This window comes from Tunicatimonas pelagia, from assembly GCF_030506325.1.
Lineage (GTDB): Bacteria > Bacteroidota > Bacteroidia > Cytophagales > Cyclobacteriaceae > Tunicatimonas > Tunicatimonas pelagia.
In genome coordinates, this window is the sequence record NZ_CP120683.1 from 1105236 (window position 1) to 1119081 (window position 13846).

The 13846-nt window shown below is 52.9% G+C and carries 6 protein-coding genes; all 6 read left to right on the plus strand.

The window, feature by feature from the left end:
* Positions 1 to 56 precede the first annotated feature (56 nt).
* Positions 57 to 4436 (plus strand): hypothetical protein, encoded by a 4380-nt coding sequence (locus P0M28_RS04470; RefSeq protein ID WP_302208336.1) that lies wholly within the window; start codon positions 57 to 59, stop codon positions 4434 to 4436.
* Between the two features lie 13 nt (positions 4437 to 4449).
* A complete protein-coding gene (locus tag P0M28_RS04475; RefSeq protein ID WP_302208337.1) occupies positions 4450 to 10011 on the plus strand; it encodes an RHS repeat protein in 5562 nt (1853 codons plus the stop codon).
* A gap of 35 nt (positions 10012 to 10046) precedes the next feature.
* Positions 10047 to 10838 (plus strand): hypothetical protein, encoded by a 792-nt coding sequence (locus P0M28_RS04480; protein ID WP_302208338.1) that lies wholly within the window; start codon positions 10047 to 10049, stop codon positions 10836 to 10838.
* Between the two features lie 158 nt (positions 10839 to 10996).
* On the plus strand, positions 10997 to 12298 hold the full coding sequence (locus P0M28_RS04485) for a peptidoglycan DD-metalloendopeptidase family protein (protein WP_302208339.1): 1302 nt from the start codon (positions 10997 to 10999) through the stop codon (positions 12296 to 12298).
* Positions 12299 to 12310: 12 nt separating this feature from the next.
* Positions 12311 to 12928 (plus strand): hypothetical protein, encoded by a 618-nt coding sequence (locus P0M28_RS04490; RefSeq protein WP_302208340.1) that lies wholly within the window; start codon positions 12311 to 12313, stop codon positions 12926 to 12928.
* A 26-nt stretch (positions 12929 to 12954) separates the two neighbouring features.
* Entirely contained in the window at positions 12955 to 13845 is an 891-nt protein-coding gene (locus P0M28_RS04495; RefSeq protein ID WP_302210970.1) for an RHS repeat-associated core domain-containing protein, read from the plus strand.
* Position 13846 lies beyond the last annotated feature (1 nt).

Genomic DNA, 13846 nt, shown 5'->3' on the forward strand with positions numbered 1-13846 from the left:
CATTTTCTAATTAGTCGTTTATTTGATCCTACACCTGTAAAACCACCCGATACCCTATGGTACGCTCTTATCTTTTCTCCCTACTCATCCTGCTAGGCACCCCCTTGCTAGGACAAGCCCAGCAAATGATGCCCCAGTTTACGGGCTTACAACCGATGGATGTCTCCCAATACGTTGACCCCACCACGGGGGACTTCAACTTTCAAAGCTTACTGTTGGAAATTCCCGGTAGCCAGGGCTCTTATCCGCTGTTGCTTACTTACCAAGCTGGCATAGGGTTGAACCAATCAGCTTCTTGGGTCGGCCTTGGCTTCAACTTCGAGCCCGGAGCCCTCTACCGCAGTATTTCGCAAGTGCCTGACGACTACCGACGAAACAAGATCACAGTCAAAGAGTACGATCCGGGGTTTGAACAAAGAGCAGACATTCCTAACCTTTTTGAGCAGCTACAACAGGCGGCTGCGGATGCCCACCAACGGGTTGCCCGGGATATGAAAAATAGTGTGATGAGCGGCCGTCCGTCCGCCAATAAAATGTTTGAAAACGTCGGGGAGTTAGGCATTGCCTACGGTCAGCTAGTATCGGCTGTCAACCTTCCTTCGGCCTTTATTGACCCTATTGGGTTTACCTTCAATTCTATTCTTTTGTTTACCACCTATCCGAAGATGGGCAATGCCAATATTAGCTCTTGGGATTATAATTTCGTGGATGAAGTAGATAAGGAAAAGTTTCTATTCTTTACTACCGATAAAGACTCGGTAACGAAATGGTGGCTGGATAAAACGACCGATCAAAATGCCTACGGATTTCTGTACGAACACGATAAAATTACCTACCTCACGGATGGTAATCAGGGGTATTTTTCTCCTGCCGCTTTCGCTGACGGCTCTACCCCTGAACTATATTCGTATAACAACCCAGCCGTGTTAGATGGTAACCGCAGCTACGACTCGGCCAATATCACCAGTGATTACTACCAATTGGTGGACGGGGAACGGTTTGAGAATATGGCCCCGGCCTTCTCGGCCCCAGACGCCTACGTGGTAGCTTCCCCCCTACTGTCGGGAGAACTAATGCCCGTTCGCTTCGATAATGTCAGTTTATCCTCTTCTAATATTTCTAACCGCTACCACGATCAGCGGATTGCTACCTACACGTACGCCTTACCAACAACGAAGCGGAGCCAACGCCCTCAATTTCTCTTTAGCGAACAGTCTAATCATTTCTCCTTTTTCTCCGACGTCTTTCAGCAAGAAAATCAAGGCCTTCAGTACGATAATAAGGAATGGAGTGGTTCTATGATCAAGACATTAGACTTCCCTGCACAAGCTAGCTCCTTGACCCAAGATATTCCTGCCCGGGAGGGCTACGACGGGGCCGGTACGCTCAAGCAAGCGGTGCAGGTAGACTGGTTTACTAACGAAGAGATCAATGCCGGTACTGCCTACCAGCAGGGCTTTGTAGACTACACGGCCGACCGAGCCCGGGGCTTCACCGATGTTGCCGATAGTCCTACCGAAAGCCCCTTTCCGCCCAAAGGCATTGGGGGCTTTACCGTCACGGATAAGAATGGGATGCGCTTTCACTTTGCCCTACCCATTTACGAAAAGGAAATGGTTTATCATAGTGCGTTTTTTGTGGAGACAACCGAAACGATGTATGAGTCCACAACCACTTACACGCATCCCTACGCTAAGAAGTGGCTGCTGACTGCTATTACCGGGCCGGATTTTGTAGATGACGGCAGTTTGCCCGGAACGATTGACAACTTTGACCACGGGTACTACGTGAAGTTTGACTACGGTAAATACAGCAGTGATTCCTACTGGCGCTCACCCCACCAAGGCACCGACTACGTGCCCGATGATGAAACGGTGGAACTCTACTCAGAAGGCCAGGAGCAGCAATACTTCCTAAATACCGTGTCCACCAATACCCACACCGCGCTGTTTGTCAAAGAGCGGCGGCGCGACCATCTCACCAGTGCTACGGGGGCAACCGGGGACTGGCTGGCGTTGAAAGAGATTATACTACTGAGCAACGAAGACTACCGCCAACTATGGGATGCCAAAGGAGGGCAGTGGGATACGGTGACCGAGTATAACGGCGACTATTCGGCCAACGTACTCAAGTACGAAGACATCTACGCCCATGATGCGATCGATTCGTTGGTGCAGCACACTGCCCTGCGGAAAGTTGTTTTCAATCACAATTATAGTTTGGCCCGTCAGTCGCCCACTTCCGCCCAGGGGCGACTGACCCTTCAGGGCATCGAGCTATTCGGAAAGCAGACTACCCCAGTGATGCAGGGTTTCGCCTTTGACTACGGCTTTAATCCCGATTACCACCCGCTCAGCTACGATGCCTGGGGGCTGTATAAAGATAACCAGGAGCGAGGGCAGGAATCCCACCTAGTGGGAGATGCCCAGCCAGGCCAGGCCTGGTCACTAACGGGTATAACGACCCCTAACCAACAACAGATCAATGTCACCTACGAGCGGGATACCTACGGGGCGGTCGCCCAGTTCTCCACGGACAGCCTAAAGTTGGGGGGCAACCTGCGCGTGAAGGCGATTGAACAGCGGGACCTGGTATCCAATATCCGGGACCGGTATGAGTACACCTACCGGAATGGGGTTACTTCTTCCGAACCCGCTTTTGCGCTGGGCGAGGACTACGATCTACTCTCAGTCTACCGCTATCCGCAGGCCCGGGTAACGTACCAGGAAGTGGAAAAGAAACGTACCAACGGTGGTGGGTTTCTCTTCAAAGAAGTAACCTCCTTTGGGGTGATGGATTCTACAACAATCCAACTTGATACCCTACAGTTTAACCCATCGGTGGTCATTGCCCCTGATGATTCTGTGCTGATGCCTTTCCCCCCCTTTAATAGACTTTACTACTACGGGCAACAGCTTAACGAGGCAGTCTATCACACCCAGTACCGCACCGACCGAATTGGACAACCCCAGCATCAGCTTGTATACGATGCCAATGACCAGCTGCTTCAGGAAACCTCCTTCCAGTATGAAGACTCGCCCCTGGGCCGTCGGTCGCAGGCAGCCCATTTGCTAGACCATACTTTCCGAAACTATACCAAGGTACCCACGGAATCAAACCAATTTGATACGCGCATGACCTACCGCTTTGTTAACACAGTGAGTAGCTATATTCCTCAACGGTTGGTTTCGGTAACATCGGTAGACCACACGACTGCTACCCGTACACAAAGCCGCTTCTTGGCCCACGATTTCTACACGGGGGAACCGCTGAAAACGGTGAGTGATGATGCTTACGGACAGCGTTGGCTGCAGGAGAAAGTCCCAGCTTTTCGGGTAGGGGCTTATACCAATGCGATGGGACTAGCCTTGGATGGGGGGACCAACCAACTATCCGTACCAGCGGCCCAGTATACCTACCGCTTGGATGCCGGACAGCCCCTAGACTCACTCACCGAGGAAGACCTCGTCCCTATTGGACTGGGTGGGGCTACGGCACAGCGGTGGGGTGCCTTTGGGCAAACCGTATACCGGCCCCAAAGCCAATATGCTTGGGTAGGAAGTGAGACCCTGGCTCCCGACGGTACCTACCCCTACGCCGACTTTGCTAGTCAACCCTTCACCTGGGGAGAGTCTCCCCCACCCGCTGCCTGGGAAGAGCAGAGTAAGGTGCTCGCGTACAATCTCAACAGCATAGCGATGCTGACCGAAGATATTAACAACCATCAACTGGCTAGCCTAACCGACCCGGAAGGGGAACGGGTGACTGCCTCAGTGGCCCACGCCGATACGGCCGAGATTGCCTACTCAGGGGCTGAATACTACGCCCGCTTCGGGGATACCGAAGGGCGGGTACAGCAAGGCGGGGGTATTCCCTCCGAAGCCCGGGCCCACACGGGGCACTACAGCTTACTGTTGCCCAGCGGATCGGAGGGGTTTGAAGTAACGTTGAAAAACAGCGAAGGGGCTGACCTGTCCCGTACCTACCGGGCCAGTGTATGGGTGTATATGCCCGGAAGCCTGGAAAGCCCCGGTGAAATGGAGTACGTCGAACTCTTTTACTCCATTAACGGCACGGAACAAACAGCGAAAACCCCGGTATACCAGGAAGATAAGTCCAAAAGCTGGTACCGCCTGGTGCTAGACATTCCCCCTACGGCGGGGGCCAATACACTAACGGTGGCTTGCCGGAATGATGCCCTGCGGGCGATCTACCTGGACGATTTTCGGCTACATCCCCTGGAAGCGACCATGACTTCCTTTGCTTATGACCGGGCCAGCGATGAGGTGACCCATGTGCTGGACGCGGATAACTTTTACGTACAGTACGAGTACGACGAGCTCGGTAACCGCATTGAGACGAAGCGGGAGTTTTACTACCCCGTTGACCACGTGCTAAACCGAAACCGAATCCACTACGCTACCCCTAACCAGTAAATTACCTCTACCGATGAAATTTTCTATCCAGCTCTTTTTCATTGCTATTGTTTGGTTCAGTACTATTGCAGCTACTCGGGCACAAAATTTACCGGTTGAACGCCGTTACGTCTGCGTAGGCCAAACTTCCTCCTCATTCATTGACTACGAGCACTTTGTACCACCCAGCTCTGATAATATCACTGCCAAATGCAAAACAAAGGTGAAAGCCATTCTTAACAATGATGATGCTTTTCCTGATTTTCCGGATGGAGCTCCTTTCATTCAAGATGGGTACCACGTTTTTCGCAACACCGAAGGAATCGACTACTTTCAAATTGACCTGGACTGGACACCCGGTTGGACCGGTACGGTAACAGTGACCATACAGTATAGGAAGCAAGAACCTAATACGTTTGATCCTACCCAGGATTGCAGAAATGATGGTGACTGGACTGACCTTGTGAATTACGTCATTACCCGGGGTTCGTTGATCCCGGATGGGGAGCTGGAAGGCCCGGCGGTGATCGGTTCGGCAACGGGCAGTGCTACACTGGACCTAAGCTATGCCCCTTCGGAGGAGTACGGTAGTAGCTTGTCTTCCATGCTATTCTACGCGAGCTATCAGGGGGGCAGCCCCGTACAGCTCGGCACAGCGGTGGCTTCCAACAATACTTTCTCCCTCACCACATCCATTGACGGCTTTGGCGAGTACGCCATCACTACCCAGTTGGTAGACGACTGCGGGGAACTGCTAACCGGCCCGGCCAAAACAGTTTTCGTCCGCCCCTCCTGCTACGAGGATCCTACCCCTGTACTACGGGTGAGTGGGCCCGGCGTAGTGGAGTTTCCGGAAGGCTTCCGCGTGGAACCGGGGCAGGAATACACCATTGTGGCCCAAGGCAGTACCGACTTTGATGAGCACTTCTCCCTGGAAGACGACGGGGGGGATCGGCTCAACCTCTACCGCGACGGCGGGGCCTGGAAGTTTACCACCAGCGACGACTGGGGCAGCTACCGGATTGTGCCGACCACCGATACGGTACGGGCGACTTTCTGTAGCGTACCCGACCCTTTGCGGGTGTTTGTGGGGGGCAATGATACGACCATTGCCCAGCCCTGCCCCATGGTGCTACCCGAAGACTTGAACGTGGCCTTTGGGCAAGCAGCCGATAGTGACCCGGATAATTTGGTGCTAAAGCATTTCTCAGCCACCATCCGCAGTCAGACCCAAATTGTGGTTAAACCCGGTATCATCCTCAGTGAAGGGGCCGAGCTGGTGCTGGACTACGTACCGGCCGATAGCGTCACTGGCCCGGACGGTTCCCGCTACTTTGTCAATACCACCCGCTACAACGACTTTGGAGAGGTCGTGGCCGAAGGACGGGTGTACCTGGATGGCAGTGGGCGCAGCCACCAGCGGCAGGCCAAGAACCTGGCTCAAGGGGTGACCTTGGCGACCGCTACGCTCTACGATGAATACGGCCGTCCGACGGTACAAACGCTGGCGGCCCCCGTTTCGGGCTTGCCCCAGGCTGGCGAAGATAGCGATTGTACCCGTGCGCCCTTTCCTGACCAGGCCCTGACCTTTGGCTACGCCGAGGGCTTTGTCTCGGATGCAGCAGGCAACCCCATCACGCAAGCCCCGGCTTTGAGCGGAAGTGGGGTTGACCCCATGAGCCTGGGTACTTCGGAAGGAACCCTGGGTTGGTACTACAGTACCCAGAACGGTACGACCACGAAAGATAGTATCCGGCGAATGCAGGAGGTGGGAGTGCCCATTACGACAACCCCCTACACCCGGATGCAGTACCGCGCGGACGGTGAAGTACAACGGGTAAGCCAGCCCGGTGACCCCTTCCGGCTAGGTGGGGCCCGCGTAGCCCAGCAGGACAAAGCCCCGGTCGCCGGAGGGGATGCTACGCTGGCTAGCTACTTGGCCCTACGGGCAGCATTTTCTTTGCCCCCGGTCGGCAACGTGAGCGGTAACTATTTTACCCGAACGGCGACCGGGGTGGACGGGAAGCGGAGCCAGACCTACTACGACCGGGCCGGACGGGCTTTGGTTCGGCACTATTTCGGTACGCAGGGCACCCCTATTACGACCAGCTACACCATCTACGATCTGGTGGGGCGGGTTATTGCGGTGGTTTCCCCGAAGGGGGTAGCACAATATGCAACCGGAACGCCGTTGGCGGACCTGGAACTGACCCGCTACTTTTACAATAGTAAAGGGCAAGTCACGGCGGTGGAAGAACCCGAAACCGGCCGTACTGAGTACCTCTACCGCCAAGATGGCCAAATCCGCTTTTCCCAGAATGCCGGGCAGCGGGAGACCGGGGCGTTCTCCTACACCCACTACGATCACCTGGCCCGCCCGGTAGAAAGCGGGGAGTACCGGGGTGGGCCGGCTTTTGGTAGTGCCACCCTGCAAGGTACGCTGGAAAGCATTGCCTCGGACGGAGGGCTATCGGGTGGAACACGCCATGACTGGCAACGCACCTACTACGATACGCCCCCGAATAACATCCCGGGGGGGCGAAGCCCAGCCTTTGTGCGCGGACGGATTGCCTACCAGACCTTTACCAGCGGCGATTCCATGGCCCCTACCGTCACCACGTACTACAGCTACGACGAGCGGGGGCGTTTGACCTGGGCGGTCAAGGATATTGCCGGGCTAGGAACCAAGACTATTGATTACACCTACCACCCCAGCGGGGGGCTGCGGGATGTGGCCTACCAACGGAATGCGCCCGAAGAGGCGTTCTTCCACTACTACACCTACAACGGCAACGCCCGGCTGCAACAGGTCTACACCAGCCGGAAAGCCCCTGACTACAACGCCCGGGGCGAGATCACCAACCTCTCGGACTTTAGCGTGCAGGGCACCTACGACTATTACCGGCACGGCCCCCGCAAGCGTACCGAGTTGGGCCAGCACCGCCAAGGCCTCGACTACACCTACACCGCCCAGGGCTGGCTAAAGGGCATCAACTCCTCCGTACCGACGGCTGACCCCGGCAATGACGGGCAGGGCAATGGGGTACGCCCCGACTTGTTTGGCACCACCCTGCATTACTTTGCGGGGGACTACCAGGGCAGCGGGCTGACCACCCCCGAGGTGCTACTGCCCAACGCCCCCGAGCAGTTTAGCGGGACCCTACAGGCCAGCAGTTGGCACAATGCCAATGAACCCGGCACGACCCACAGCTACGCCTACCAGTATGACCAACGCGACCAGCTCACCCAAGCTGACTTTGGTACGGCGGACGGCAGTAGTGGGGCTGCCCACCGGGTGACCATCGGCGGCTACGATGCCCACGGTAACCTGGGGCAACTCACCCGCAAGGGGGATGTAGGCCAAGCACTGGCCGACTACACCTACCAGTACCAGGGCAACCAGCTCACCCAAGTAAGCCAGGGCGGACAAGCCGCCCTGACCTACCAGCACAACGCTTTGGGGCAGTTGGAACAGCAAACCGAAGAGGGGCAAACGGTCTACTACACCTACGATGCCTTCCGAAGGATGAGTGGGGTGTACGCCAATGAGGGCCGTACCCAAGCCGTGGCCACCTTTACCTACGATGAGCGGGGGCAGCGCTTGAGCAAGACTGCGTTTGATGAAGCAGGACAAGCAACCTTCCGCACCTGGTACGTGTACGGGCCCGATGGGCGGTTGCTCAGCCTCTACGCGGATAACCTAGCCGATGAACTGCCCGCCGCCCCCTACGAAGTACCCCTCTACGGGGCCGGACGACTCGGGCAGTACCGTCCCCTAGAAAACACCTACTACCACGAGGTGCAGGACCACCTGGGCAGTGTGCGCGCCGTCATTGGTGGCGATACCACCTATACCTTCTTGGCGACCGCCGAAACCCCGCGGCAAACACTGGAAGAAACCTACTTCACCCCCATCCAGCGTAAGCCCGTACCGCCCCACCTGAACCATACGCCCGAAACAGTGGTAAGCGGGGCCGATCAGGCCATGCGCATCAACAATGACCAGATTGACCCGGATGAACCCCGCCAGCCCCTGGGCACCGCCCTGATGCGGCAAGTGTACCCCGGCGATACGCTCCGGGCCGAAGTGTTTGCCAAGTACGAGCACTTTCAGGGCAATGACCGCGACGGCCTGGCCATTGCCCTGACCAGTTACCTTGCTGGGGCCTTTGGGCTACCTGCCACGGGGGAAGGGGCCTTTCTCGCCGAAGGGGAAGGCGACCTAATTGGGGTAATCAGGGCTGCGGTACTGGACTTGCCCCCCGAGGTACCCCAGGCCGGGTTGGGCTACCTGCTCTTTGACCACAACCTGGACGTACTTACCCAAGGCTGGGTCAACGTCAGCCAACAGGCCCAGGTGCAGGGCGAGGATGCCCTCAGCCAACCCTTTGAACGCTTAGCACTAGAGCCGATTCTCGTTGAGCAAACCGGCTTTATCTACTTCTTTGTGGCCAACTACGATAAACGTAACATCACCGTCTTTCTGGATGATTTGAAAGTCACTCACCAGACGACCGATGTGGTCTATGCCGCCGACTACTACCCCCACGGGGAAGTGATGGACGGAAGAAAACTGGAACAGGCCACCTACCGCTACGGCTACCAAGGGGCTTTTGCCGAACAAGATGATGAGACCGGGCTAGCCAGCTTTCAACTCAGACAATACGATAGTAGAATCGGACGATGGACTACGCCCGATCCTTACAACCAGTACTGGTCACCCTACCTGGGCATGGGCAATGCCCCTAATATGATGATTGACCCGGATGGTGGGTTTGCTAAGGGACCTTCGTTGTGGACGCGGCTGAAAGCCTGGATTAGCGGGGGAAACATCTCCAACTCGGGTAGGTTTGTCTTTGACGCGGGTCGTTCTATTAGTTGGAAGAAGATTGGCTTACAAGCTCTAAAAACAGCGGGCACACTGGCTTCTTCTAATGCCTGGCGGTTGAATGCACCTGCCTTCGAGCTGGAACCACTGACCAAAAAACGGTTGCGAGAACTAGGTGGTAATATTGGCATTCCAACAGGTGATATGCCTTTTGAGCTAGAACTAGGTTACACTTTTGAAGGTCATGCCCGACATACACTTAACCTGGGACCAGAAGGGGGGAATATTGATACACCCGAAAGATTAGCTAGAGGTGGACGGCCTCAAACACGCCCCGATGCACTAAGAGGAGTAGCCGAATTTGGTTCTGGTACCAAATACTACCATTCTAGCTCTATCTTTGAGATGAAAGCCTATAAAAAAACTAATAACATTACTCTTTCCACTAGTGAATATCAGGTCCTAGGTTTACTAGAAATTGCTGAAAATAGCCCAGCTGGTCAAGATGATAAGGCAGTCCTTACCTTTATTACTCCATTTGGAGTGTCTATTGGCCAGGATGTTATAGACGAAGCTAGTGGAAGAGGGGTAGCTTTATACCAAATAGTTGCTTTTGAATTGATCTTACAAGGAGAAAGAACCGGGCAAATTGGTTATTTTGCCCCTCAGCCCGTGAGTAACCCTGACCCGTTGAGTCGCGTTCAATTACATGGAATCGGGGCTTGGTCAGGACAGTACCCATTAGATCATTTTGGAATAGGACGATGAACTATCTAGTTGTTTTTCTTTTAATTTGCTTTGTTATGAGTCAACCCCCAAAAGCACAACCTTCCCATCAATTTTACGCAAGTAATGATCGAGATAGTTTGATAGCTAATCATGGAAGGGTAATTACTGAAAGTGAGATGAGCAACTTGCTAAAAGCTAACAAACATTTTCTATCAGAGGCATATGTAAAGCAGCTTAACCTCAAGGAAGCATATTATTTAAGCAAGAATCGTACTAATACTTTAATAGCTGTATCACCGAGTGGAAATGCTAAATCTTTCAGTTATGAAGAGCTTAAAAGCATTTTAAGACAATCTTACGCTCATCAACCTTTAGACGAAAAATTTATTGCCGCCGTACCCGATTTGGTGAAAGAACTTTCCGAAAAGTTGGCAATTCCGCTCGCTCACTTGGATAGCAGTATGGAAAGCTTGCATAAAGTAGATACTGCTTTTAGAAAGGCTTACTACCAGGATAAAGAAAGTGTATTGGAGCGTAATATTCTACTCCCTTTGGGGGCTTATCTCGGCCAAGTCATGATCAAAGAGACCGATGGATATTGGAAGGTTGAACGAGAAGATACAGGTTACGAGAAATCTAAAGTTCTTATAGTAGGCCAAGATGGTAAGACCTACGATCCCATTATACCGCTTGCTTCCGAGCTAGGCGTATTGAGTGAGTGGAGTGTTGAGAACTATTTCCGGGTGTTTGCCCTAGCCCGAGCCCTCCTATACCCCACTGAACTGAAAAGTGTAGACTACGATCAGATTCCCCCCGAAATGCTACACCGTCCCTTGACGCCACCGTCTAAAAACGAGCCAGAATAGTAAAAGTAGGTTAGATTTCCTCGAGTGGCAGAGACCGCGACGGGCTGGCTATTGCCCTGACCAGTTACCTTGCTGGGGCCTTTGGGCTGCCCGCTACAGGGGAAGGGGCGTTTCTCGCCGAAGCGGAAGGCGACCTGATCGGACTGATCGGCACCGCCGTGTGGGACCAGCCCAAGCATGTGCCTCAGGCCGGACTGGGCTACCTGCTGTTCGACCATAACCTGGACGTGCTAAACCAGGGCTGGGTCAACGTCAGCCAACAGGCCCAGGTGCAGGGCGAGGATGCCCTCAGCCAACCCTTTGAACGGCTGGCCCTGGACGAGATCGTCATTGAACAAACCGGCTTTATCTACTTCTTCGTGGCCAACTACGATAAACGTAACATCACCGTCTTTCTGGATGATCTGCAAGTGACCCACCAGACAACGGACGTGGTCTATGCCGCCGACTACTACCCCCACGGGGAAGTGATGGACGGAAGAAAACTGGAACAGGCCAGCTACCGCTACGGTTACCAGGGAGCGTTTGCTGAGCAGGATGATGAGACCGGACTAGCCAGCTTTCAGTTGCGGCAGTATGACTCCCGCATTGGACGATGGACTACGCCCGATCCCTACAACCAATACTGGAGTCCGTACCTCGGCATGGGCAATGCGCCCAATATGATGATCGATCCCGATGGGGAATGGTCGGGGGCGTTCTCCAGTCCCTTTATTCGCTATGGGGCTTTTGCGGCCGGAGGGGCTATAGCGGGAGCAGGGGTAGCGGCTGCGCTCGGGAAAGACCCCAAACGGGGAGCCTTAATCGGGGCGGGGGTAGGACTTTTAGTAGCCGGGGGTTTGTCGATAGACTGGAACAACGTGGACATCTCTTCCAACACCGTAGCCCGGCTTACCAGTAGGGCTATGACGCTGGGCAATACGGCTCGTACCATCGCAAGGGAAAACCGGCTACCTGATGATCCTGGGCTTCCCACTAGTGAACTGAATGAACTGCCCTCTGACCGTCGTTGGCAAAACAGTGACTATATCCTTCCCTTTGAGGATGCGGTGGTCTCTTCTGATTGGGGACCGCGAGGGTTTGGCATTCATAATGGGTCAGATATTGTGCGTACTGACCGAAATAATACAGCGGGTACACCTATACGTTCAGTCTCGGATGGTACTGTTGTCCGGCTAATACAAGAGTTAGATGGGCAGAAAGCAGGCATCCGAGTACGCATACAAGATGAAAATGGCCTTCAGTTCAATTATTTTCACATGCAAGGTGGCTCAAATGACCACTTACGGTTAGGCCAACAAGTCAATCAAGGGGATGTCATTGGTAGGGTTGGCGGCTCAGGTTACTATGATCTTAATAGTTTTACGCCCCATTTACACTATGAGATATGGAATGCGAACAATCAACGCATCAGTCCTTATGCCCTTCATCCTGAATTAATCCCCCTACCTAGAAGATAAAAATACCACGTTATGAGAACTATTTTCTTTATCGCTATATGTTTTTTTAGTTGCCAAGATAGCCGACAAGCTGGAGAGGGCAAGCACTCAAGGGGCAACCAAGATACGGTTTCGGTTAGCCAGTTAGAACCACAACGAACCAGTAGAGTGGTTTCTGTCATTGATACCATCGATTTTGAGAGCTTGCAAGTATCGGACACCATTTATGATGACAAATTTTCTATTGCCCCGCTTGGCTTAAATACAAAACCAAGAACAGCAATCCCTTATCAAGATATAGTTACCTCTTCTTTTCGGTTAGATAGTCTCTTTATGAAAAGTTCCATCGATCCGGAAGTTGAGCATAAAATTATAAGGTTATATACAGATCAATCGTTGCTAATTTTTCTGAGAGGACTAAGCGGTAAAATTGTACTTGACCGCGGAGTGATCTTTGATAGCAGTGTGAAGCTGGCTAATGGTATCCATGTTGGTATAAGCAAAGCGGAGTACCTAGCTGCTATGAACCGCGAAAGTAAAAAGGGCAATGTAATCTTAGTGAAAGATCAAGACCAAGTATATGAGCATTTGTTCTACTTTGAAAGCGATACCTTGGCTGCTATTGAACTTAAATCTGTACTGGGTTATTAGCTATGTAAACAAGTGATGGCCGTAAGCTGGAACAGGCCACCTACCGCTACGGCTACCAAGGGGCCTTTGCCGAACAAGATGATGAGACCGGGCTAGCCAGCTTTCAGCTCAGACAATATGATAGCAGAATCGGGCGATGGACTACGCCCGATCCTTACAACCAGTACTGGTCACCCTACCTGGGTATGGGCAATGCGCCTAATATGATGATTGACCCCGATGGCGGGGCGGCTGCCGGGGTACCTTCCCTGCTGACCCGGATCAAAGCCTGGCTTACCGGAGGTGCCATCTCCAACTCTGGAAGGTTTGTCTTCAACACCAGGCGTACCCTGAACTGGGGACGCATTGGCCTACAGGCTGCAAAAACCGCTGGTACACTGGCTAGCTCTAATGCCTGGCGGTTGAATGAAAGAGGTTTATCTAACACTTCTACTATCAATAATGAATCACTTCAAGGCAATCCAAACCAAGAAAAACAAGTCATAGATCGACTCACCTTATGGGATGCTAATAAACATTATAGAGAAGGTGACGGCGAACCCTTGTTTGTTAATGCATCAAAGATTGATTTGAGTTTTGTAAATCCTGATATATTTGAAGAGATCGGTGACCGTAAGGTCGTCAGTACACTTACAAAGAGTAGAGACGGTTTGGTATACGGACAACTAGAACTCATTTATTTTGGGGGCAATAAAGTTAAAATAGTTGATAACGAATATGGGTTTGAAATAGGAGCTGAAGATGGTCATCCTTGGCTAAAATCTGCAAAGGGATTTGGTCGTAATGTGGCAACCATTACAGGTAATATCGTAGCCGGTCCCGGTACTCCGTATATGATTCACTTTGTTGGATTTGGCGACTTAGGTTACAGACCGCCTCCATTTGAACCAAATTTTCCAACTTCACAGAAATATTGAT